General features: G+C 68.4%; 22 protein-coding genes. 5 read left to right on the forward strand and 17 right to left on the reverse strand.

Going from position 1 to position 21,326, the window contains the following annotated elements; genetic code table 11:
- Positions 1 to 21: 21 nt before the first annotated feature.
- The 4 genes from HNE04_RS09915 to HNE04_RS09930 form a co-directional block, all read right to left on the reverse strand.
- The gene (locus HNE04_RS09915) at positions 22 to 1,011 is read right to left on the reverse strand and encodes an MBL fold metallo-hydrolase (RefSeq protein ID WP_172218371.1); all 990 of its coding nucleotides are present in this window, start codon (positions 1,009 to 1,011) and stop codon (positions 22 to 24) included.
- A gap of 76 nt (positions 1,012 to 1,087) precedes the next feature.
- Positions 1,088 to 1,594 carry a gluconokinase gene (locus tag HNE04_RS09920; RefSeq protein ID WP_172218372.1) on the reverse strand — a complete coding sequence of 169 codons (507 nt, stop codon included), beginning with the start codon at positions 1,592 to 1,594 and terminating at the stop codon, positions 1,088 to 1,090.
- Positions 1,591 to 2,190, reverse strand: a complete 600-nt coding sequence (locus HNE04_RS09925; RefSeq protein ID WP_172218373.1) for a TetR/AcrR family transcriptional regulator — start codon at positions 2,188 to 2,190, stop codon at positions 1,591 to 1,593. Before HNE04_RS09925 ends, HNE04_RS09920 begins: the two co-directional genes overlap by 4 nt.
- A 35-nt stretch (positions 2,191 to 2,225) precedes the next feature.
- Positions 2,226 to 2,741 carry a DUF2917 domain-containing protein gene (locus HNE04_RS09930; protein ID WP_172218374.1) on the reverse strand — a complete coding sequence of 172 codons (516 nt, stop codon included), beginning with the start codon at positions 2,739 to 2,741 and terminating at the stop codon, positions 2,226 to 2,228.
- A gap of 134 nt (positions 2,742 to 2,875) precedes the next feature.
- Here HNE04_RS09930 and HNE04_RS09935 point away from each other — a divergent pair, with 134 nt between their 5' ends.
- A complete protein-coding gene (locus HNE04_RS09935) occupies positions 2,876 to 3,859 on the forward strand; it encodes a LysR substrate-binding domain-containing protein (protein ID WP_172218375.1) in 984 nt (327 codons plus the stop codon).
- Here HNE04_RS09935 and HNE04_RS09940 read toward each other — a convergent pair.
- Positions 3,856 to 4,443: a 5-formyltetrahydrofolate cyclo-ligase gene (locus HNE04_RS09940; protein WP_172218376.1), complete on the reverse strand. Its 588-nt coding sequence runs from the start codon at positions 4,441 to 4,443 to the stop codon at positions 3,856 to 3,858. The genes HNE04_RS09935 and HNE04_RS09940 overlap by 4 nt on opposite strands.
- 9 nt (positions 4,444 to 4,452) lie before the next feature.
- Here HNE04_RS09940 and HNE04_RS09945 point away from each other — a divergent pair, with 9 nt between their 5' ends.
- From HNE04_RS09945 to HNE04_RS09960, 4 genes are all read left to right on the forward strand, one after another.
- Positions 4,453 to 6,435 (forward strand): lytic transglycosylase domain-containing protein, encoded by a 1,983-nt coding sequence (locus HNE04_RS09945; protein WP_172218377.1) that lies wholly within the window; start codon positions 4,453 to 4,455, stop codon positions 6,433 to 6,435.
- Between the two features lie 89 nt (positions 6,436 to 6,524).
- Positions 6,525 to 7,208 (forward strand): glutathione S-transferase family protein, encoded by a 684-nt coding sequence (locus tag HNE04_RS09950; protein ID WP_172218378.1) that lies wholly within the window; start codon positions 6,525 to 6,527, stop codon positions 7,206 to 7,208.
- Positions 7,205 to 8,095, forward strand: a complete 891-nt coding sequence (dapA, locus tag HNE04_RS09955) for a 4-hydroxy-tetrahydrodipicolinate synthase (protein WP_172218379.1) — start codon at positions 7,205 to 7,207, stop codon at positions 8,093 to 8,095. The genes HNE04_RS09950 and dapA overlap by 4 nt, the downstream gene beginning before the upstream one ends.
- A 33-nt stretch (positions 8,096 to 8,128) precedes the next feature.
- Entirely contained in the window at positions 8,129 to 9,364 is a 1,236-nt protein-coding gene (locus tag HNE04_RS09960) for a multifunctional CCA addition/repair protein (RefSeq protein WP_172218380.1), read from the forward strand.
- Here the strand turns inward: HNE04_RS09960 and HNE04_RS09965 are convergent, their stop codons facing one another.
- The 12 genes from HNE04_RS09965 to HNE04_RS10020 all read right to left on the reverse strand — a co-directional run bounded on the left by HNE04_RS09965 (position 9,365) and on the right by HNE04_RS10020 (position 21,311).
- Entirely contained in the window at positions 9,365 to 10,288 is a 924-nt protein-coding gene (locus tag HNE04_RS09965; protein ID WP_172218381.1) for an ROK family protein, read from the reverse strand.
- Positions 10,285 to 10,479, reverse strand: coding sequence for a DUF2905 domain-containing protein (locus tag HNE04_RS09970; RefSeq protein ID WP_172218486.1), 195 nt, complete (start codon positions 10,477 to 10,479; stop codon positions 10,285 to 10,287). The genes HNE04_RS09965 and HNE04_RS09970 overlap by 4 nt, the downstream gene beginning before the upstream one ends.
- Before the next feature lie 51 nt (positions 10,480 to 10,530).
- A complete protein-coding gene (locus HNE04_RS09975; RefSeq protein WP_172218382.1) occupies positions 10,531 to 11,406 on the reverse strand; it encodes an NAD(P)-dependent oxidoreductase in 876 nt (291 codons plus the stop codon).
- A gap of 38 nt (positions 11,407 to 11,444) precedes the next feature.
- Positions 11,445 to 12,449 (reverse strand): 2-hydroxyacid dehydrogenase, encoded by a 1,005-nt coding sequence (locus tag HNE04_RS09980; RefSeq protein WP_172218383.1) that lies wholly within the window; start codon positions 12,447 to 12,449, stop codon positions 11,445 to 11,447.
- Complete coding sequence (locus HNE04_RS09985; RefSeq protein WP_172218384.1) at positions 12,424 to 13,506, reverse strand: isocitrate/isopropylmalate dehydrogenase family protein; 1,083 nt, start codon at positions 13,504 to 13,506, stop codon at positions 12,424 to 12,426. The genes HNE04_RS09980 and HNE04_RS09985 overlap by 26 nt, the downstream gene beginning before the upstream one ends.
- A gap of 64 nt (positions 13,507 to 13,570) precedes the next feature.
- A complete protein-coding gene (gene nanR / locus HNE04_RS09990) occupies positions 13,571 to 14,296 on the reverse strand; it encodes a transcriptional regulator NanR (RefSeq protein WP_172218385.1) in 726 nt (241 codons plus the stop codon).
- Between the two features lie 51 nt (positions 14,297 to 14,347).
- Positions 14,348 to 15,709 (reverse strand): 3-oxo-isoapionate kinase OiaK, encoded by a 1,362-nt coding sequence (gene oiaK, locus HNE04_RS09995; RefSeq protein ID WP_328700300.1) that lies wholly within the window; start codon positions 15,707 to 15,709, stop codon positions 14,348 to 14,350.
- Positions 15,706 to 16,974 (reverse strand): ribulose-bisphosphate carboxylase large subunit family protein, encoded by a 1,269-nt coding sequence (locus HNE04_RS10000; RefSeq protein WP_172218387.1) that lies wholly within the window; start codon positions 16,972 to 16,974, stop codon positions 15,706 to 15,708. Before HNE04_RS10000 ends, oiaK begins: the two co-directional genes overlap by 4 nt.
- Complete coding sequence (locus tag HNE04_RS10005) at positions 16,967 to 18,415, reverse strand: aldehyde dehydrogenase family protein (RefSeq protein WP_172218388.1); 1,449 nt, start codon at positions 18,413 to 18,415, stop codon at positions 16,967 to 16,969. Before HNE04_RS10005 ends, HNE04_RS10000 begins: the two co-directional genes overlap by 8 nt.
- A gap of 44 nt (positions 18,416 to 18,459) precedes the next feature.
- Positions 18,460 to 19,752, reverse strand: a complete 1,293-nt coding sequence (locus tag HNE04_RS10010) for a TRAP transporter large permease (RefSeq protein ID WP_172218389.1) — start codon at positions 19,750 to 19,752, stop codon at positions 18,460 to 18,462.
- A 12-nt stretch (positions 19,753 to 19,764) separates the two neighbouring features.
- Positions 19,765 to 20,280, reverse strand: coding sequence for a TRAP transporter small permease (locus HNE04_RS10015; protein WP_235964922.1), 516 nt, complete (start codon positions 20,278 to 20,280; stop codon positions 19,765 to 19,767).
- Between the two features lie 53 nt (positions 20,281 to 20,333).
- Positions 20,334 to 21,311 (reverse strand): TRAP transporter substrate-binding protein, encoded by a 978-nt coding sequence (locus HNE04_RS10020; protein ID WP_172218390.1) that lies wholly within the window; start codon positions 21,309 to 21,311, stop codon positions 20,334 to 20,336.
- Between the last annotated feature and the right edge of the window lie 15 nt (positions 21,312 to 21,326).

Below are 21,326 nucleotides of genomic sequence, written 5' to 3' on the forward strand. Positions count from 1 at the left end.
GCGCCGGCCTACAAGGCGCGCTCAGGCCTGCAAGGCCTCCCACATCTCCTTGTCGCGCTCCGCGGTCCAGATGCGCGGGTTCTTGATGCCGCGCGCCTCGTCGTAGGCGCGGCTCACGTCGAACGGCAGGCAGTGCTCGTAGATGAAGACATGGCCGAACACCGGGTCCATGCGCTTGCGCGTGTGCTCCATGGCCGCCTTCAAGTCCATGTTGGCGGCGGCCGCTTCCTTGGCCGAGGCATACAAGGTCTCCACCCAGCGCTTGGTGTAGTCCAGCGCCTTGTTCACTTCCGCCGCGCCTTTCATGGCTTCACCGCGCCCGGGCACGATGGCCTCCGCTCGCAGCGCGCGCAGCGCTTCCAGCGTCGCCGGCCATTCCTCCAGGTGCGCATCGCCGGTGTAGACCCCGGCCTCGTATTCCACCAGGTCGCCGGAGAACAGCACCTTCTCGTCTTCGACCCAGGCGATGGTGTCGCCGCGGGTGTGGCCGGGGCCGGGATGCCAGATCTGCACCTTCACGCCGCCCAGGTCCACCGTCAACTTGCCGGGCACTTCGCCCTTCACCGGATTGCCGCCACCGATCACCATCGTCGGCCAGGTCAGGCCCGGCACGCTTTCGGCGTTGCGGAACAGGCGCGGGAAGCGCTCCATCTCCGACTGCATGTCTTCCTTGCCACGCTCGATGATCAGGTCCAGCGTGCCCTGGCTAGCGATGATCTCGGTGGCACCTTCGGCGGCGTAGGCGCTGGCGCCCAGCACGCGCACGGCGTGGTAGTGCGTGAGCAGCACATATTTGATCGGCTTCTTGCTCACCTGGCGGATGCGGCCGATCAGGTCTTGCGCCATCGCGGGCGTAGCCGTCGCGTCGCTGACCATGATGAACTTCTCGCCGATGATCACGCCCGAGTTCGGATCGCCCTCGGCGGTGTAGGCCCAGCAATGAGCGCTGAGCTGTTCGAACGTGATCTTCTTGTCCGCCAGGTCGGCCTGGCTGGCAAAGGCTTTGGACATCTTGTCTCCTGCTGCGCGGGCTCGCGCGACGAAAACAGCGATTTTACCTAATCGTAATCAATTACGCATTGTTGAATTAAGCCTGCGAGGGCTGGGCAAGCCACGCGACGGCGCGCTGGACCACCTCCTCCAGCGGCAGGCAGGCGTCGATCACCAGCACGCCGGCCTCGGCCGCCGGATCCTCGAGCGCCTGGAACTGGCTGGCCACGAGGCTGGGCGGATAGAAATGCCCGCCGCGCGACGCCACGCGCCCCAGTGCCTGTTCCTGCGACAGCGCCAGGTGCACGAAGCGCAGCTCCGGCACCGCTGCCCGCAAGCTGTCGCGGTAGTTGCGCTTGAGCGCCGAGCAGGTCAGGACCGCCCCGCCGGGGTGGCGGGCAAGCTCTTGCCCCAGGAGCTGCAGCCACCCTGCGCGGTCCTGGTCGGTCAGGGGCAGCCCCTGGCGCATCTTGTCGACGTTGGAAGCGGGATGGAATTCGTCGCCTTCGATCAGCGGCAAGCCCAGGCCCTGCGCGATCCGCTGGCCCACGGCCGACTTGCCGCAGCCGGCCACCCCCATGACCACGACATGCACTGCACTCATGACACCAGCCCGTGTTCCAGCATGCCGATCACTTCCTCGGCAAAGGCCGTGTAACTCATGGGACCGCCCGGCCGCAGCCAGGTGAAGGTCCAGTTGATCATGCCGAACAGCATCATCGCCACCGGGGTCTGGTTGGCCTCGCCGACCCGCACCGGATAGGCGCGCCGCAGGAAACGCGTGACCGCGGAAACCACATCGCGCTGGCGGTTCAGGATCAAGTCGCGCTGCGTCTCGCCCAGGAACTTGGTGTCGTGCAGCAGCGCCACATGGCGGGTAGCCGAATTCTCGTATTCCTCCAGGAAACTGCGCACCAGCTCGTGCAGGGCCGCCCGGTCGTCCAGGTTGCGGCGTTGCGCCGTCGCCTCGACCTGGCCGATGACGGCCAGCAAACGCTGGGTGTAGCGATCCAGCAGGTCGAACAGGATTGCTTCCTTGCTCTCGTAGTAGTGGTAGAGCCGCGCCTTGGAGGTGCCCCCGGCCGCGGCGATGTCGTTCATGCTGGCCGCCGCATAGCTGCGGTCGGCAAAGCACTGGGCGGCTACATCCAGGATCTCATCGCGTTTGAGTTCGTGTTGGGATGACTTGGGCCGCGCCATGCGCTGGATTATGGCCGCAGCAGGCGCGGCTCAGGTCATGCACCGTAGGCGCGGCAGGCCCTGGCTTCGGCGCCGAAGGCGCAGTCGGCCAGGCCTTCGCGGCTGCGGCCTGCCACCAGGTCCCAGGCCAGGCCCGCCAGGCCGGCAACCAGCCGCCCGACGGCGCCGGCGCCCAGCGCCAGGGCCAGGCGCAAGTCCGACAAGGGCTGAACCACCTGCGCCAGCCGCAGCGCGCCAACGCGAACGGGTGCGGACAACGGGTCCCAGCTGAAATAGGCGGGCGATTGCCCATCCCAGGCCTCGACCACCAGTCGCTGGCCGGCGCGCAAGCGCAGCTGGCCGCCGGTGGCGATGACATGGTCGCCCAGGTCATTGCGCGGCCCATGGTGCGGGCCATCGAAGGTGGCCCACATCTGGCCGTGCGCCACCCGCAGGATGCCTGCCTCGCTCGGCTGGAGCGTGATGGCGCGGCCGGCCGCCAGCTTCCAGGTGCCGGGCAGGGCCGGGGCGGACAAGGATTGATGCGTTTGGGTGAGCGTTTGCGAGGCCATGGTTTTCTCCAGTTAGGCGTTCGTGGCATTGAATGATCGTTGACAGGCGCTTGGCAGTCCAATGAAATCCGGCTACGCTATTGATTCCCGATTCGCATCAATGCGGGCATTCCTACTGACAAGAACTGGCACCCATGCAGCACTCCCAGACGCACCTGCGCACCCGCCCCATTTCGGCCGGCCACCTGCGCGCCTTCGAAGCCGTGGCAAGACACCTGAATTTCCGCGCGGCCTCCGAGGAAATGGCCCTCACCCAGTCGGCCGTGAGCCGCCAGATCCAGGCACTGGAAGAAGAAGTGGGCGTGAGCCTGTTCCTGCGCCACACGCGCGCCGTGGAGCTGACCAGCGCCGGCGCGCACCTGCTGCTGGCGGTGACGCAGGCCCTGCCCCGCATCGACGGCGCGATACGCCAGATCCGCCAGACCGCCGGCCGCCGCGCGGTGGCGCTGACCACTTTCGCTTCTTTCGCCTCGATGTGGCTGATCCCGCGGCTAGAACAGTTCCAGCGCGACAACCCCGACATCGACATCCGCATCGACGCCTCCGACACCTCGGTGGATCTTGAAACCGCGGACGTGGACCTGGCCCTGCGCTATGGGCCCACGGCCGCGATGCCGGCCCACGCGATCCGGCTGTTCGGCGAACAGCTCACGCCGGTGGTCAGCCCCTGGCTGCTCAAGAGCGGTGCGCCATTGAAAAAGGCCGCCGACCTCACCCAGTTCGCGCTCATCGAGGCAGGGGACGCGCATCAGACCCATCTGGAGTGGCTGACCTGGCGGCGCTGGTTCGACGAGCACGGCTTTCCCAAGCTGCAGCCCAAGCGCTGGCTGTATTTCAACTACGCCTACCAGATGGTGCAGGCCGCCCTCACCGGCCAGGGTGTCGTGCTGGCGCGGCTGCCCATGGTGGCCGAGAGCCTGGCCAATGGCGACCTGGTCGAGCCCCTGCCCAATCAGCGCATGGATTCGCCCATGGCGTACTGGCTGATCATCGGCCCGCGCAGTGCCCAGCGCCCTGAGATCAAGGCTTTCTGCGACTGGCTCATGGCCCAGAGCAAGGCCACTCGCGAAACCATCGGCGAAGTGCCCGACCCCGACACCATCGACGATCTGGACTAGCCGATCGGCCAGACCACGCCGTTGTCGTTCAGGATGGCGTCCAGCGGCACGTCGTGCGGCTCGGGCTCGAAGTCCTCCAGGAAGCCGGTGGTGAAGCCCAGGCCCACGGTGTAGGGCTTGGGTTGCAGCGTCGACAGTGTGCGGTCGTAGAAGCCGCCGCCGTAGCCCAGGCGAAAGCCACCGGTGCCGTAGCCGACGCAGGGGACGAACAGCAAGGTGGGGACGATGACCTCGGTGTCCTTGGGCTTGGGAATGCCGTAGGCATCCTCTTCCATGTAACAGCCGGGGAACCATGCGTGGAACTTCAGTGTCTTATGCAGCTTGTCGACCACGGGCAGCCCGATGCGCCGCGGCTGCGGCTCATCCAGCAATTCGCCGTCTTCCTTCCACCGATGCAGGGCCGGCAGCGGATCGAACTCCCCCTTGATCGGCCAATAGGCACCGATCACGATATCGGGGCGGTTGACCAGCCAGATGCGCATGACCCGCTGCAGCAGGTCGGACCGCAGCGACCGATCGGGCATGTTCAGCCGCTGTTCGACAAGCTGCTTGCGCAAGGCCCTTTTTTCCTGTGACTTGTCCATAATCCCCAGATGAAGTTGCTAAGAATTCTGACACTGATCTCGATGACCGCGGCCTGCCAGGCCCAGAGCCCTACCAAGACAGACGACCTGATCCTGGAAATGAACCAGGCACAGCGCCAGGGCAACCGCCAAAAACTCGCACAACTGCTACCCGCCGTCCGCGGCCACGGGCTCGAGCCCTGGGCCGCCTACTGGGAGCTGAAAAGCCGCCTCGATACTGCCACGCCGCAAGAGATCCAGGACTTCTTCGCGCGCTACCCGGGCACCTACCAGGAAGACCGCCTGCGCAACGACTGGCTGCTGCTGCTGGGCCAGCGTCGCGACTGGACGACTTTCGCCGCCGAATACCCCAAGTATCGGATGAATGACGACCGCGAGGTGCGTTGCTACGCACTGCTGGTCAGCTACGTGCGCGAGGGCGCGTCGGCGCCGCCGGGCCTTGCCGAGGAAGTGCGGCGCAACTGGCTGGCCCAGCGCGAACCCGATGACGGCTGTACCCTTGCCGCGTCGCGCCTCATCGCCGATAGCCAGGGGCCGCGCCGCATGACGGTCAACGATGCATGGCGCAAGGCCCGACTGGCGGTGGAGGCCAACCGGCCTCGCGCCGCCGCTGCGGCGGTGGAGATTGCGGCGCCGGAGGCGGTGGGCCTGCTCGCCGAGCTCAACAACAGCCCGGCCAAATTCCTCACCAGCCGGGTGACGGTCGCCTCGAAGATGCGCAAGGAAATGATTTCCCTGGCGCTCATCAAGCTGGCTTCCAGCGACGCGGACAACGCGGCCAGCCAGCTCGAAAACAAATGGGGGCCGCAACTCTCGCCCGAAGAGCGCAACTGGGTCTGGGGCGTGATCGGCAAACAGGCGGCGCAACGCCTGGGCAACGACGCGCTGTTGTACTTCGCCAAAGTCAGCCGCGACGACGACCTCACCGACGACATGCTGGCGTGGAAGGCGCGGGCTGCGATGCGGCTCGGCCAATGGCCGGTGCTGGCCAAGGCCATCAGCGCCATGAGCGACGAGGTGAGCCGCGAACCGACCTGGGTGTACTGGAAGGCACGCGCCTTGCTGGCGCAGGGTGGCGACGACCGCCGCGCGGAAGCGCAGCGGCTGCTCGAATCGATCGCCTCGGTGCGCGGCTTCTATGAGCAGCTCGCCCTGGAGGAACTGGGGCAAAAGATCACCGTGCCGGCGCGGCCTGCGGCGCTGACACCGCAGGAAAAAGAGGCGGCTCTCCAGAACCCCAGCCTGGCGCGGGCCCTGCAGGCGATCGGTCTGGGGATCAGGGCCGAAGGCGTGCGTGAGTGGAACTACGCCACCAACCTGACCCGCCCTGGCGGCATGACCGACCGCGAGCTGCTGGCGGCCGCCCAGCTCGCTTGCGATCGTGAGGTGTGGGACCGCTGCATCAACACGAGCGACAGAACCAAGGCCGAACTCGACTTCGACCAGCGCTTTCCCCTGCCTTTCCGCGAATCGGTGGTGCGGCGCAGCCGCGAGATCGGCCTCGAGCCGGCCTATGTCTATGGCCTGATCCGGCAGGAAAGCCGCTTCATCATGGACGCGCGGTCGCATGTCGGCGCCTCCGGTCTGATGCAGGTCATGCCGGCTACCGCCCGCTGGACGGCACGCAAGATCGGCCTGCCCAACTTCAGTGTGGATCAGCTCAACGACCGCGAGACCAACATCGCCATCGGCACCGGCTACCTCAAGCTGGTGCTCGACGACTTCGACGGCTCCATGCCCTTGGCCGCCGCAGCCTACAACGCCGGTCCCGGCCGTCCGCGCAGCTGGCGCAACGGCCCGGTGATCGAGGCGGCAGCCTGGGCTGAGAACGTGCCATTTAATGAAACACGCGACTACGTCAAGAAGGTGCTGGCCAACACCACTATCTATGCCGCCATCCTGAGCGGGCAGCCCCAGTCGATCAAGGACAGGCTGGGCATGGTGGGGCCGCGCGATGCCAGCCGGCCCGAGCCCAACCGCGAACTGCCTTGAGCCGCGCTGCTAGCGCATCAATTCCCGCGTTTTTTTGCATCAATCGCGGCGCGGCGCATCGGTAGCATCCGGACTACTCAGGAGGCACCATGCTCAAGCTCTATATCGGCAACAAGAATTACTCGTCCTGGTCCATGCGGCCCTGGGTCCTGCTCAAACAGGCGGGCATGCCGTTCCAGGAGGTCATGGTGCGCTTCGATTCGCTCGAAGAGGGCTCTGCCTTCAAGACGACCATCGAGTCCATCAACCCGGTGGGGCGCGTCCCGGTGCTGATGGACGATGGTTTGGCGGTCTGGGACACGCTGGCCATCGCCGAATACGTGGCCGAGAAATTCCCCGAGAAGCAGCTCTGGCCGCAGGATGCGAAGGCACGCGCGCGGGCCCGCAGCGTGTGCGCCGAAATGCATGCGGGGTTTGCCGCCCTGCGCAGCGCCTGTCCGATGAATATCGAAGCCTCCCTGCCGCAGGCTGGGGCCTTGGTATGGCGCGACCAGCCGGCCGTGCGCAAGGACGTCCAACGCATCGTCTCGATGTGGACCGAACTGCTGGAGGAGCACAAAGGACCGATGCTGTTCGGCGAATTCAGTATTGCGGATGCCTATTTCGCTCCCGTTTGCATGCGCCTGAAAAACTACGCGCTCCCCGTGCCGGGCCACATCACCGATTACGTCCGGCGCGTCGGCGCCCTGTCCGGCGTCAAGGCCTGGATCGAGGACGCCCTGGCCGAGAAGGACTTCGTCGTTTTCGACGAGCCTTACCGAACTTCCCGATGACGGCGCCGCGCCATTTCGGCGCCGTCATGAGCGCCATGGTCACGCCTTTCGACAAGCATGGGCAGCTGGACCTGGACGCCGCGCAACGCCTGGCACGCTGGCTGGCGCAACGTGGCAACGACGGGCTGGTGGTCGCCGCCACGACCGGCGAAGCCTCGACCTTGACCGACGATGAGCGCTGCGACCTCGTCCGCGCCGTCGCCGAAGCGGTGACGATTCCGGTCCTCGCCGGCACCGGCAGCAACGACACACTGCACAGCATCGCGCTGACCCGAAAAGCGCGCGGCCTGGGCGCGGCGGGCGTGTTGCTGGTCGCGCCCTACTACAACCGGCCACCGCAGGCCGGCATCGAGGCGCACTTTCGCGCCGCAGCGGCCGCCACCGACCTGCCGGTGATGATCTACGACGTGCCCGTGCGCACCGGCAAACGGGTCAGCCAGGAAGTATTGCTGCGCCTCTTCCGTGAAGTGCCGAACATCGTCGCCTTCAAGGACGCAACCGGAGACCCGCCTGCCTCGGCCGCCCTGATAGCGCAGGCGGGCGAGCACTTCGACCTGTACTCCGGCGACGACTCGTACACGCTCCCGCTGCTGGCGGTGGGCGCCGTCGGCGTCGTCGGCACCAGCACGCATTGGACGGGTCCGCAATTCCAGCAGATGGTCGCCGCCTTTCAAGCGGGCCAGATGGCCAAGGCGCGCGAGATCAACGCCGCCTTGATGGAATCATTCGAATTCATCAACAGCGAGGCCTCGGTGTTCTCCATGTCGATCAAGGCCATGCTGCGCACCCTGGGCCAGGAGGTGGGCGAGTGCCGCCTCCCCTTGCCGCCCACGCCGCCCGAAGTCGAGCAGAGGGCGCGCCAGGTCTGGGCTGGGCTGAACGGATAGCGGTACCGGCGCGCCGCGCCGTAAACTGGCGCCATGCAAACATACATGGTCGGCGGTGCGGTGCGGGATGCCCTGTTGGGCTTGCCCGTCAACGACCGCGACTGGGTGGTGGTGGGTGCGACTCCCCAGGAAATGATCACGAGCGGCTACTTGCCGGTCGGCAAGGACTTCCCGGTATTCCTTCATCCCGAGACGCGCGAGGAGTACGCGCTGGCGCGCACCGAGCGCAAGACGGCGCGCGGCTATCACGGCTTCGCCTTCCACGCGGAGCCCGACGTCACCCTGGAACAGGACCTGGCCCGGCGCGACCTCACCGTCAACGCGATGGCCCAGGACGAAAAGGGCCGGCTGATCGATCCGTTCGGCGGCCAGGCCGACCTGAAAAGCCGCGTGCTGCGCCACGTGACACAGGCCTTCCGTGAAGACCCGGTGCGCATCCTGCGGGTGGCGCGCTTCGCCGCACGGTTCGCCGATTTCAGCCTGGCGCCGGAAACGCTGGCGCTGATGCGCGAGATGGTGCAAGCGGGCGAAGCCGATGCACTAGTGGCCGAGCGCGTCTGGCAGGAACTCTCCCGCGGCCTGATGGAGGCCAAGCCTTCGCGCATGTTCGAAATGCTGCGCGAGTGCGGGGCGCTGGAGCGGCTGCTGCCCGAGGTCGACCGCCTCTGGGGCGTGCCGCAGCGCGCCGAGTATCACCCCGAGGTCGACACCGGCGTGCACCTGATGATGGTGCTGGACATGAGCGCACGATTGCAATGCCCCTTGCCCGTGCGCTTCGCCTGCCTCACGCACGACCTGGGCAAGGGCACGACGCCGGTGGAGATCCTGCCCAAGCACATCGGGCACGAGGAGCGCAGCGCCAGGCTGCTGCGCCAGGTCTGCGACCGCCTGCGTATCCCAACGGAATGCCGGGAACTGGCGGACGTGGTGGCGCGGGAGCACGGGAACATTCACCGCAGCGGCGAGTTCGGCGCAACGGCACTGGTGCGACTGCTCGAGCGTTGTGACGCCTTTCGCAAACCCCAGCGTTTCGACCAGGCGCTGCTGGCCTGTGAATGCGACGCGCGTGGCCGGTTGGGCCTGGAGGAAAACCCCTATTTCCAGCGCGCCCGCCTGCTGGCGGCCCTGGCCGCGGCGCAGGCCGTTGCCACGCATGAAATCGCAACGCAGGCGCAGCAGGCGCAGCTCGAAGGGCCCAAGATCGGCGAGATGATCCACAAGGCGCGCGTGCAGGCGGTGGCCCAGCTCGTGGGCGTCGAGGGGGGCTAGCTACACCACCAGCGCGAGCGCTGCGTAGTCCCCCACCCGGTCCTCCAGCCCGGCGCCCACCAGTTCGCTGCCGGCAGTGAGCGCGGGAAATTTGCCCGCCACCTGCGCCGAAAGACGCGGCAGCAGATAGTCCCGGTTGTTCCAGAACACGCTGCCGCCCAGGCTGATGCGCTGCAGGTCCAGTGTGGCGACCAGGTTGTACAGCGCACGGCCCAACACCCGGCACAGCTCATCGACCGTGACCTGGGCACTCGGGTCCCCGGCCTTGGCGCGGGCGAGGAGTGTGGCAGCGTCGGCGCCAAATCGCCGCGCCACCGCATTGCCGGCCACCAGCGCTTCGACATCGCCGACATTGCCACAGCCGCAAAGCGCTTCGTTGTTGTCGGAGACGAAGGTGTGGCCGGCATGGCCCGCGTTGCCATTCTTGCCGCGCAGGATCCGGCCATCCACGCACAGGCCCACGCCGATGCCGGTGCTCCAGGTGAGGTAGGCGCAGTGATCGAACCCCTGCAAGGCGCCCCAGCGGCGTTCGGCCTCCAGGGCCGCCACGCAGTCGTTCTCCACCCGCAGCTGCGAGAAGCGCGTGCGCAGCGGGGCTTCCAGCAAGGCGGTTTCCCAGTCGTTCGGAAGCCCGCGCGCCGGGCCGGCCATGCCGCCGCAGATGTTGGGCGCTGCCACTTCGACCATGCCGTCGCGGATGACGAAGGGGCCGCAGGAAGAAACGCCGGCTCGCTCCACGGTGGCCGGGGCGATGCCGGTATCGGCGCAGGCTTCATCGATCATGCGCAGCACCTGGCGGGCGAGCGCATCGTTGGTGCCGGTCTTGGCCGTGGGTTCGCTGCGGCGCCCCAGCAGCTCCAGCCCCGCACCGCTGTTCAAGCTCACGGCGACCTTGGTGCCGCCGATGTCGATGCAGGCTTTCATATGAGCTTCGAAATGCCCCCCGCCAGCAAACTGAGCAGGATGGTGGTCGTGATCGGGATGAACCAGTCGCGCCCGAACAGCTTGAAGCGGAAATCACCCGGCAGCTTGCCAAAGCCCATGCGCTGCAGGAACGGGCTGAACCAGTTAATGAGCATCAGGGCCAGGAAGATGACGATGATCCAGCGAATCATGGTGCGGTCCATGATACGCAACTTGGGTCCGCCCCGGCGCGGCCCAGCGGCTCAGCGGTGCCGCGCGAGGATGTCGATCAGTTCGGGCATGAGCGCTTGCGGCGCTTCGCTGCCGGCCCGATCCAGCGTCGCCTTCACGGCGGCCGCAACGGCGATATCGCAGCCCCCTTCGGCCGCCATGGTGTTGTAGTAGCCCAGGTCCTTGCAGGCATTGGCGATTGAAAAGCGCAGCCCCGACACGTCGCGTGACATCAGGTAGGGGCGCAGGCGCTCCAGTGCGGCACCCCCGCCGCCGCCCTTGCCCAGGACCTCCAGGAACACGTCGGGAGCCACGCCGTGGTGAGCCGCGCAAGCCGCCGCCTCGGACAGCAGCGTGACGAAGCCCAGCGAGACGAAGTTGTGCAGCAGCTTCATGCTGTGCCCCGCGCCCACCGCACCCGCGTGGGTGATGTTTTCCGCGAAGCACGACAGCAAGGGCCTGCATTCCTCGAGCAGCGCGGCATCGCCACCCACCAGCAGGTTCAGGCGCCCCTCGGCGGCTTCCTTGGGTGTGCGCGTCATCGGCGTGTCCAGGAAGCGGCCGCCGGCGGCCTCGACCGCCTTGGCCATGCGCTGTGTGGAGGCCGGCACCGCGGTCGAACAATCGATCACGATGGTGCCCGGGCGCAGGCCCTGCAGCACTCCGTCTTCGCCGGTGAGCACCGCCTCAACCTGCGGCGAGCCGGTCAGCACCAGGATGATGATGTCGGATTCGGCCGCGAGCTGGGCCGGACGCTGGAAGATCCGGGCGCCGGCGGCCGTCAGCGCCTCCAGCGGCTGGTTGCCGGGATGCTCCAGCACTGCCAGCGGCCAGCCCTTCTTGACCACGTTGCTGGCAATGCCATGGCCCATCATGCCGATGCCGATCATGCCGACGTACTTTTTCATCCTGTACTCCTGTCTTGAAATTGAAATCCGGCCCAGCGTCAGCAAAGCCGGTTGAGCGGTGTCTCGTTTCGACCGAGCGCCTCGATGCCCTCGATCAGCATGTACCCCATCGCCTCGCGCGTCTCCTCGGTGGCGCTGCCGATGTGCGGCGTGAGGAACACGTTATCCAGCGTGCGGTAGCCCGGGTGCACGCGCGGTTCGTTGGCGAATACGTCCAGCCCGGCCGCGCGCAGCCGGCCCGAGCGCAGCGCGGCGATCAGCGCCTCGTCGTCCACCAGGTCGCCGCGCGAGATGTTCACCAGCACGGCGCCCGGCGGCAGAAGCGCCAGCCGCCGGGCATCGAGCACACCGCGCAGCGCGGGTGCGCCTGGCGCGGCCACCATGAAGAGGTCGCTGGCGCCCAGCAGTCCCTCCAGAGTGTCGTGGTAGCTGGCGCCTTCCTCGAGTGAGGGCTCCAGCCGGGAACGGTTGTGATAAGCGATGCGCAGGCCGAAGGCGCGCGCGCGGTGCGCGATGGCGCGGCCGATGCGTCCCATGCCAAAGATGCCGAGCACCCGCCCCGGCAGGCCGATGCCCAGCAGCTGGGTAGGGGCCCAACCCTGCCAGGCGTCGCTGCGCACGAGGCGGTCGCCCTCGAGGCCGCGCCGGCAGGCATTGAGCAGCAGCATCATGGCGATCTCCGCGCACGCGTCGCTCAGCACGTCCGGCGTGTGGAGCACGGCGATCCCGGCAGCGCGCGCGGCGGCCAGGTCGATGTGGTCGTGGCCCACCGACAGCGTGGCGATGATGCGCAGCCGCGGCAGCTGGGCGAGCGTGTCCGCGCGCAGCGATTCCGTCGCTGTCACGAACAGCACTTCGGCATCCCGGGCGCGCGCCATGATCTGCGACGGCGTAAGGATGCCGTCGTCCTCGTTGGTGGTGAGCGTGAATCGTTCGCGCAGCACCGCCTCCACGCCCGGCGTGAACCGCCGGCAGAGGAACGCGCTGGGCCGGCCGGTAGGGGCTCGCGGCGCGGTGTCAGCGCAGGCGGCGGCGGATGGCATCGGTCATCTCCGTGCAGGTGGCGCTACCACCCAGGTCACGCGGCACGCTCTCGCCCGCCGCCAGTACTTCTTCCACCGCCCGCTCCACGCGGTCGGCCGCCTGCTGCATCGCCTCGTCGCCGTGGCGCTCGCCCAGCCAGCGCAGCATCATCGCGCCGGACAGGATCGTGGCCACCGGGCTGGCGAGGTTCTGGCCCGCGATGTCCGGGGCGGAACCGTGCGCGCCCTGGAACAGGCCGTGCGTTTCGCCCACTTCGGCCGATGCCGCGATGCCCAGCCCGCCCACCGTGCCGGCACCCAGGTCCGAGATGATGTCGCCGAACATGTTCTCGGCCACGATCACGTCGTAGAAGTCGGGCTTCTTGAGCATGTGGACGGTGATGGCGTCGGCGTAGGCGTAGTCGATCTCCACGTCGGCGTAATCGCGCGCCACCTCATTGCACACGGCGCGGAAAAACGCGTAGCTGCGCAGGATGTTGGCCTTGTCGCACACCGTCACGCGGCGCTTGCCGTCGCGCGGTGCGCCCTTGCGGCGGCGTGCCAGGTCGAAGGCGAACTTCGCCACGCGTTCCACGCCCTTGCGCGTGACGACCAGAGTGTCCGTGGCGAGCTCGCCGCGCAGGACCACGCCGGCGCCGCGGCTGGCGTACAGCCCCTCGGTGTTCTCGCGCACGATCACGTAGTCGATCTGGCCGGGCTCCCAGCCCGACAGCGGCGAGCGAGCGCCCCGGTACAGGCGGATCGGCCGCACGTTGGCGAACAGGTCCAGCCGGAAACGCAGTTGCAGGTGCAGGTCGTTGCCCACTTCGGTGCCGTCCGGGTAGGTGATGCCGGGCAGGCCGGCGGCGCCGTGCAGGATGGCGTGGGCATCGCGGCAGGCCGCGAACGTGTCGTCCGGCAGGACGGCGCCGGTGCGCGCGTAGTGCGCGGCGCCGCCCTCCCAGGAAGTGAATCGCAGGCGCTCGCCGCAGGCTTCGCGCAGGGCGGCGACGGCCGAGCGGCACACTTCGGGGCCGATGCCGTCGCCATCGATGGTGGCAATGTCGTAAGTAGTCATGCTGTGGCTTGGAGGCACAAAGGAAGCGGCGCGGCGGTGGTTGCCGACGCCGCCGGGGACAGCTTCAGCTGTGCGCGCGCTCTTGCTCGATGCGCCGGTACAGCTCGTTGGAGCGCGTCACATGCGCGCGCACGGCCGCCTCGGCCGCATCCGCGTCGTGCGCCGCGATCGCATCGACCAGGCGGGTGTGCTCCTCGAGCGTGAGCTGCTCGGCGCCGGGCGCCCGCACCAGCGGCTGGTAGTAGTCGCCTGCCCACTGGAACACCGCCTCGATCACGGCCGGGAAGATCGGGTTGCCGCTGATGCGCGCGATCTCGCGATGGAACGCCATGTCGCAGGCCAGGAACCGCTCCATCTGCGTGAGCGCCGCGCGCTGATCCTCGATGCGCGCGCGCAGCGCCTCGACATCCTGCGGCTCGGCCTTCTGCGCCGCCATGCGCGCGGTGCCGACCTCCAGGAACAGCCGCGCTTCCTTCAGGTGGTCCAGCATGTCGGGTTGCGACTGCAGCAAGTGCCGCGTGCCGCTGGCGATCTGCAAGATCAGGTCGCGCGCCGTAGGCACCACCACTTTGGCGCGCTCGCCATGGGAAATCTCGACGATGCCGGACCGCTCCATCGCCTGCAGCGCCTCGCGCACCGCGGGCCGCCCCACGCCGTAGACGTCCATCAGCTCGCGCTCCGGCGGCAGCTGGTCGCCGGGGCGTATTTCGCCGGCCTGGATGCGCTGCATCAGCCGCTCCACCACGTCCTGGTAGAGCTTGCGTTTCTGGATCGGGTTGACTGCCGTCATGCGGGTCCTGGTTGAAGAGCATCGGTCCGGCCGTGCCGGTTATGGTGATTATCACGTCGCGGCCCCGTCGCGCACAGAGCCGAAAACCCCTGTCCCGCCCATCTGGCCGCCCTTGAGCACGATCTCCAGGCCGTCGCGCCGCGGCTCGCGCGACCAGGCGCGGCACAGCGGCGCGCCGGGCGCGAGCCGGGCCGTCATGGTGAGCGCCTGCACGCCCAGGGCGGCGGCCACTTCACCCGAACTGTCGCCGCCCGCGACCGCGATGCGGCGCAGCTGCGGCAGGCGATCCAGGATGGCGCACATGACTTCGGCCAGCGCGCGGCCGGTGCGCAGCGCCGCTTCCGCGCGATCCAGTCCCGCGGCGCGCGCGGCGTCTTCGAAAGCCCGCACCGCCGGATCGTCCGGCCCCTGGGCACTGAATACCAGCGGGCTGAGGCCGCGCGCCCAGGCCTCGCAGGCCGACTCGACCGCGCGGGCGATTTCCGCGCCGTCGCCGCCCAGCAGGCGTGGAATGTCGAGCCGGTGCGTCGCAAATCCGTTGGCCTGCGCCCACTCGATCTGGGCGGCGGTGACGGGCGAGCAGCTGCCGCTGGCCACGGCGATGGCCTGCACCGCCGATGCTTCGGGAAGCGGCTCGGGCATGGGCACGACGCCCGTTGCGTGCCAATGCGCCGCCAGCGCGTACAGAAGGCCCGACGAGGATGCGCTGAAGAGCCCATCGCCCCTGCCCTCCCAGACGAGGCGGCCGGCCTCGCGCAGCGTCTCGTCGTCGAGCACGTCGATCAATACCACCGGCACGTCGGCGCCGGCCTCATGGATGGCGCGCACCGCGGCGGCACCCTCGCCCTGCTTGAGCCGGGGGAAGTCCACCAGGCCGCTGCGGCGGGGTGTCTGCGCGGCCAGGTGCCGACGCAGGTCCGACTCGCCCATCGGCGTGACCGGGTGGCGCGACATGGTGGGATGGCGGTCGAGCCGGTGGCCCTCCCCTTCGGCGACCGCGAACAGGTGCCCGAAAGCCTGGAAGCGGCGCAGCCGCGGAGCGCCCACGACCATGGGCGACCAGCGACCCGTCATCAGCGGCACGCCGAGATCGATGGCACAGCCGATGGAGCCGACCTGCGGCGAGGAGTCGAACGTGGAACAAACCTTGTAGTGCAGGATTGGCGCGCCGAGCCGCGCGAGCGCCTCCAGCGCCGGCGCCAGGTGCTCGCGCATCCACTGCGGGCTGCGTCCGCGCGCGTGGCCGGCCATGCCCACCGCCCGCACGCCGGGAAAGCGTGCGAGGGCCTGGGCATCGGGCGCTTCGAAGAACAGCACTGTCGGCACGCCGGCCGTGGTCAAGGCTTCCAGCGCGTCGGTGGAGCCGGTGAAGTCGTCGCCGTAGTACGCCAGCAGCAGGTCGCGCGCGCTCACCACACCTCCATCGCCTGCGCCAGGGCCGGGTGGGCGGCGGCATGGCGCGCGAGCGGCACGCCCGCGACGGCCGCGTCCCATGCGCTGCGCATGGCCGACACCCCGGCGGCGATGCCCCCCGGATGCCCGAGGATGCCGCCGCCGGCCGCATGGATCAGGTCCGTCGTGCCCAACGCCGCATAGGTCGGTGCGGCCTGCAGCCCGGTCTGGCCGGAGCTGAACACCGGCATCGCCACCATCGGCTTGCCCGCGGACAGCGGCCGCAACACCGCGCGCGCGGCGGCGATCACGCTGTCGTCCGGCTCGCTGAACTTGTTGGCCAGGCCGTTCACGTGCAGGTGGTCGGCGCCGGCCAGGCGCCACAGCGCCTGCCAGGGCGCGTAGTCCCAGCCCAGCGCGGGGCAGCGGCTGAGGTAGCCCCAGCCGTTGCGATGGGCGTGGATGGGCAGCTGGGCGTGGCGGCGCAGCGCGAGCAGACCCGTGAGCCCCACTGAATTGAGGCTGACCATCACGCAGGTGCCGCCCTGCGCCAGCACGAGGTCATGGCGCCGGCGCATCTCGTCGATCTCGCCGGTGATGTTGAAGGCGACCATGGCCTTGCGGCCGCTCCGCCCGGCAGCGTCGTTCACCACCGCCATGACAGCGCGCACGCGCTCGTAGAAGGGGCAGTGCGGCCCGTCGGCCTGCAGTTCGTCGTCCTTGATGAAATCGATGCCGCCCGCCACCAGCTCACGCACGGTGTCGGCCGTCTCCCGCGGCGACAGGCCAACGCTGGGCTTGATGATGGTGCCGATGAGTGGTCCGCTAGGCACCTGCGCCAGCGCGCGCGTGCCTGCGATGCCGAAGGCCGGTCCCGGGCAGGCATCGGCGAACGCCTGCGGCACCGCCAGGTCGAGGATGCGAAGGCCCGACACCTGGCGCAACTCGAACAGGTTGCCGGCCACCGTGGCCAGCAGGTTCGGCAGCGAGTGGCCGAAGTTGGCCACCGGCCACGAGAGTTCGAGGATGCAGCGGGTGTAGCGGTCCGAACGCACGTTGACGGGCAGGCTGGGCTCGCTCGCGTGCCCGATCACGTCGATGCGATCCACCCGCGCGCCCGAGCGCTCTTTCAGCGCCGCCGTCTCGCCAGGCACCGCGGTGAACGTGCCGCTGGATTGTTCGCCCGCGATCACGCCCGCGGCGCGCTGCGGGTCGTCGCCGGTCTCCAGCCAGTAGCGCGCGCGGACCCGGCCGTCGTCGGTGCGCAATGGCGCCTCGTCAGCCATGTTGGATCGCGATGGTCTTGACGGTGGTGAAGCCGCGCAGGCCCTCGAAGGCCTTCTCGCGCCCGTAGCCGGAGTGCTTCATGCCGCCGAAGGGCAGCTCGATGCCGCCGCCCGCGCCGTAGTTGTTGATGAACACCTGGCCCGCCTCGACGGCGTGCGCCACGCGCAGCTGGCGGCCGCCATTTTCGGTCCACACGCCGGCGGTGAGCCCGTAGTCGGTGCCATTGGCGATTTCGACGGCTTCTTCCTCGGTGTCGAACACGATGGCGGCGAGCACCGGGCCAAACACTTCCTGCTGCGCGATGATGTGATCGGCCGGCACCTCGCCGAGCAGCGTGGGCATCACGTAGTGTCCGCCCTCGGGCGCGCCGTCGGCCAGGCGGCCCTGCGCGGCGATGCGCACGCCATCCGCGGCCGCGGCATCCACCATGGCCTGGATCTTCAGGCGCTGCTTGCGGTTGATCACCGGGCCGCAATCCAGGTCCCGCCCGCCGGGGCCCACGCGCAGCGCGGTGAAGCGCTCGGCCAGCATCTGCATGACGCGCTCGTAGACCGGCCGTTCGATCAGCACGCGGCTGCCCGCGGTGCAGGTCTGGCCGGCGTTCTGGATGATGGCGTTGACGATGACGGGAACGGCGCGCTCCAGGTCCGCGTCGGCGAACACGATCTGCGGGGACTTGCCGCCCAGCTCCAGTGTCGCGGGCGAATGGCGGCGCGCGGCCGCCTCGGCCACCAAGGCGCCGGTTTCGGTGGAGCCGGTGAACGAGATGTGGGCAATGCCCGGGTGCGCGGTCAGCGCGGCGCCGGCCTCGCTGCCCAGGCCGCAGACCACGTTGAGCGCGCCCGGCAGCACGCCCGCCTCCAGCGCGAGCTGGGCCAGCCGCACCGGCGTCAGGCAGGCGTCCTCGGCGGGCTTGACCACGCAAGCATTGCCCGCGGCCAGCGACGCACCTGCCGAGCGGCCGAAGATCTGTGCCGGGTAGTTCCACGGAATGATGTGGCCGGTGACCCCGTGCGGCACACGGATCGCCATCACGGTGGAGCCCGCGGCGTAGGGGATGGTCTCGCCATGCAGCTTGTCGGCCGCGCCGCCGTAGTACTCGAAGTAGCGCGCGCACGCCTGGATGTCGACCTTGGCCTGCGCGAGCGGCTTGCCCGTATCGCGGCATTCCAGCGCCGCGAGTTCCTCATGATTGGCCCGAATCAGTTCAGCCAGTCGGGTGAGCACGCGGCCGCGCTCGGTGGCGGTGAGCCGGCCCCAGGGCCCGCGAAAGGCGGCGTGCGCGGCCCGCACCGCCTCGTCTACCTCGGCCGCGCCGCTGCGCGGGATGGTGGCAAAGGCCTGGCCGTCCGAGGGGTCGAGCACCTCGATGGTGTCGCCCGTGCGGGCCTGGAGGCGCTCGCCGCCGATGATGTTGGAATACAGGGAAGGGATAGTCATGTCCATGGAATGAACTCTCTTGAGATGAAAATCTTCGGTGGCTGCTACTTGAAGCCCAGCGCGTGGGGCAACCAGGTGCTCAGCGCCGGAATGAAGGTCAGCAGCACCAGCACGGCGCCATGCGCCCACAGGAAGGGGCGCAGCTCGCTCACCAATTCGGACAGCGGCACGCGCGACACGTTGGAGGTGACGAACAGCAGCCCGCCCACCGGCGGCGTGATCATGCCCAGCGTGAGGTTGTAGATCACGATCATCGCGAAGTGGATCGGGTCCACGCCCAGCTTGGCGGCCACTGGAGCCAGGATCGGAACCAGCACCATCACGCCCGGCAGCGGCTCGATGAAGATGCCGAAGATCAGCAGCAGGATGTTGACCGCGATCAGGAAGGTCCAGGGCGACAGCTTCATGCCGATCAACCAGTCGGCCATCTGTTGCGGCAGGCCCTCGATGGTCAGCAGCCAGGCGAACGAGGCCGACATCGCGATGATGATCAGCACCGACGCCGTCAGCAACGCCGAGCGCGCCAGGATGTCGGGCACGGCCTTCCATTCCAGCGTACGGTAGACGTACTTGCCGCACAGCAGGGCGTAGAACACCGCCACCACGGACGCCTCGGTGGGAGTGAACCAGCCCGCGCGCATGCCGCCCAGGATCAGCACCGGCAGCAGGAGCGCGGGCAGTGCCTTCCAGGTGGTCGACAAGATCTGCGCCAGCACCGGGCGCCCACCGTCGCCCTTGTAGTTGCGCTGGCGCGAGACGTGCCAGTTGACCACGCACATGGCGATGGCGATCAGGATGCCGGGCAGCACGCCCGCCACGAACAGCGCGCCGACTGAAACCGCCTCGTCCTGCAGCGCGTACACGATCATGGTGATGGAAGGCGGGATGATCGGCCCCACGATGGCGGTCGACGCGGTCAGGGCCGCCGCGTAAGAGCGCTTGTAGCCGGCCTTGTCCATCATGCGGATGAGCATCGAACCCGGGCCCGCCGCGTCGGCCAGCGCCGATCCGGAGATGCCCGAGAAAAACGTGAGCGACACCACGTTGGTGTAGCCCAGCCCGCCGCGCTTGTGGCCCACGAACTGGCCCGCGAAACGCAGCAGCACGTCGGTCAGCGAGCCGCCGCTCATGAGCTCGGCCGCCAGAATGAAAAAGGGCACGGCCATCAGCGGGAAACTGTCGATGCCGGTGAAGGTTTCCTTCATCAGCACCAGCAAGGGGTAGCTGTCGGTCAGTGCCAGCGCGGTGGCCGTCGCCAGGCCGAGTGCAATGGCCACCGGCACGCCCAGCGTCAGGTAGCCGCAGGCGGCAGCGATCAGGATGATGCAGGGATTCATGGCGTGGGGGCCTTAGAGGGAGGCACTGGCGGTGGCGTCGAAGTGATCGTCCGGGGCGAACTGCCCGTCGCACACATAGCCGCGCACCACCAGCGCGAAATGCACCACCAGCAGCACGCCGCCTACAGGGATCGCGGCATAGATCCAGGCAAACGGGATCTGGGTTGCGGCGGTCAGCTGTGTCGTGGTGCGCAGCAAGTAGGCCGAGCCGAACCACACGAGGAGGCCGAAGAACACCAGCAGGCAGGCCGCGACGGCGGCGCGCACGCCGATGGCCGCAGGGCGCGGCAGTGCGTCCTGCAGGTTCTCCACCGCGATGTGCCCGCCGGCGCGCAGCACCGGGCCGGCGCCGAGGAAGGTGAGCCAGATCATCATGTGGCGCGCCACCTCTTCGCTCCAGGGGATGGAGACGTTGGTGAGGTAGCGGGTCAGCACGTTGGCAAAGACGATGATCGACATGGCGCCCAGCAGCAGGATCAGGGCCCAGCGGTTGGCGGCGAGGAACCGTCGCTCGAAGGCCGCCGCCAGGCCGCCCTCGAGGTGCTTGGGGAGGGCCGGCGTGCCGACCTGCGCCGCCAGCGTCACTTGACGTCCTGGATCTTCTTGATGTTGTCGGCGCCGAACTCCTGGGCGAAGTTCGCATACACCGGCTTCAGGGCGTCCTGGAAGGCCTTCTTGTCGACGTTGCGCACCACCTTCATGCCCTCTTTCTCCAGCAGGGCCACACCGTTGGCGTCGTCGTCATCCACCTTCCTGCGTTGCGCGGCCGCGCTCACCTTGGCCGCGTCGAGGAAGACTTTGCGGTCGGCTTCGTTGAGCTTGCCCCAGGTGCGCGTGGACACCAGCACCAGCGCCGGCGAGTACACGTGGCCGGTCAGCGACAGGTGCTTCTGCACCTGCCAGAACTTGGAGCTGATGATGACCGGGATCGGGTTCTCCTGGCCGTCCACCGCGCCTTGTTGCAGCGCGCCGAACACTTCCGGGAACGCCATGGGGGTGGGCTGCATGCCAAAGGCCCGGTAGCCTTCCATGTGCACCTTGTTTTCCATGGTGCGCACCTTCAGGCCCTTGGTGTCCTCGGGCTTGAGGATGGCGTGCTTGCTGTTGGTGATGTGGCGAAAGCCGTTCTCCGTCCAGGCCAGCGCGACCAGGTTCTTCGACGGGAACTTGGTCAGCAGGTCCTGGCCGATCGGGCCGTCGAACACCTTGCGGGCATGGTCGTAGTCGCGAAACAGGAAGGGAATGTCGACGATCTTGACCTCGGGCACGAAGTTGCCCACCGGGCCGGTGGAGGTGATGACTGCGTCCAGCGTGCCCAGTTGCACCGCCTCGATCATCTCGCGCTCGCCGCCCAGCGCACCGGACGGGAACTGCTGGCACTTGAAGCGGACCTGGGTGCCCTTCTCGACCTCGGAGCAGAACGCGGTGGCGCCGACCCCGTAGTGCGACTCCTTACTGGGGGTGTAGCCGATCTTCAGCACCGTCTGCGCCATGGCGCCGGCGGACAGGGTGAACAGTAAAGCGGCCACGCTGGCGCGCACCGGTTGGCGAATGGTCATGTCTGTCTCCTCAGG

It is taken from the genome of Caenimonas soli, assembly GCF_013155545.1.
Classification (GTDB): Bacteria; Pseudomonadota; Gammaproteobacteria; order Burkholderiales; family Burkholderiaceae_C; genus Ramlibacter; species Ramlibacter soli.

Coding starts and splice junctions, on each gene's coding strand:
- HNE04_RS09940 (WP_172218376.1), bottom strand. CDS start 4,443: ATGGACAAGTCACAGGAAAAAAGGGCCTTGCGCAAGCAGCTTGTCGAA.
- HNE04_RS09975 (WP_172218382.1), bottom strand. CDS start 11,406: ATGAAAAAGTACGTCGGCATGATCGGCATCGGCATGATGGGCCATGGC.
- HNE04_RS10010 (WP_172218389.1), bottom strand. CDS start 19,752: ATGAATCCCTGCATCATCCTGATCGCTGCCGCCTGCGGCTACCTGACG.
- HNE04_RS10000 (WP_172218387.1), bottom strand. CDS start 16,974: ATGGCTGACGAGGCGCCATTGCGCACCGACGACGGCCGGGTCCGCGCG.
- HNE04_RS09930 (WP_172218374.1), bottom strand. CDS start 2,741: ATGGCCTCGCAAACGCTCACCCAAACGCATCAATCCTTGTCCGCCCCG.
- HNE04_RS10020 (WP_172218390.1), bottom strand. CDS start 21,311: ATGACCATTCGCCAACCGGTGCGCGCCAGCGTGGCCGCTTTACTGTTC.
- HNE04_RS09920 (WP_172218372.1), bottom strand. CDS start 1,594: ATGAGTGCAGTGCATGTCGTGGTCATGGGGGTGGCCGGCTGCGGCAAG.
- HNE04_RS09915 (WP_172218371.1), bottom strand. CDS start 1,011: ATGTCCAAAGCCTTTGCCAGCCAGGCCGACCTGGCGGACAAGAAGATC.
- HNE04_RS09945 (WP_172218377.1), top strand. CDS start 4,453: ATGAAGTTGCTAAGAATTCTGACACTGATCTCGATGACCGCGGCCTGC.
- HNE04_RS09980 (WP_172218383.1), bottom strand. CDS start 12,449: ATGCCATCCGCCGCCGCCTGCGCTGACACCGCGCCGCGAGCCCCTACC.
- HNE04_RS09925 (WP_172218373.1), bottom strand. CDS start 2,190: ATGGCGCGGCCCAAGTCATCCCAACACGAACTCAAACGCGATGAGATC.
- HNE04_RS10005 (WP_172218388.1), bottom strand. CDS start 18,415: ATGACTATCCCTTCCCTGTATTCCAACATCATCGGCGGCGAGCGCCTC.
- HNE04_RS09935 (WP_172218375.1), top strand. CDS start 2,876: ATGCAGCACTCCCAGACGCACCTGCGCACCCGCCCCATTTCGGCCGGC.
- HNE04_RS09985 (WP_172218384.1), bottom strand. CDS start 13,506: ATGACTACTTACGACATTGCCACCATCGATGGCGACGGCATCGGCCCC.
- nanR (WP_172218385.1), bottom strand. CDS start 14,296: ATGACGGCAGTCAACCCGATCCAGAAACGCAAGCTCTACCAGGACGTG.
- HNE04_RS09970 (WP_172218486.1), bottom strand. CDS start 10,479: ATGATTCGCTGGATCATCGTCATCTTCCTGGCCCTGATGCTCATTAAC.
- HNE04_RS09950 (WP_172218378.1), top strand. CDS start 6,525: ATGCTCAAGCTCTATATCGGCAACAAGAATTACTCGTCCTGGTCCATG.
- HNE04_RS09960 (WP_172218380.1), top strand. CDS start 8,129: ATGCAAACATACATGGTCGGCGGTGCGGTGCGGGATGCCCTGTTGGGC.
- HNE04_RS09965 (WP_172218381.1), bottom strand. CDS start 10,288: ATGAAAGCCTGCATCGACATCGGCGGCACCAAGGTCGCCGTGAGCTTG.
- dapA (WP_172218379.1), top strand. CDS start 7,205: ATGACGGCGCCGCGCCATTTCGGCGCCGTCATGAGCGCCATGGTCACG.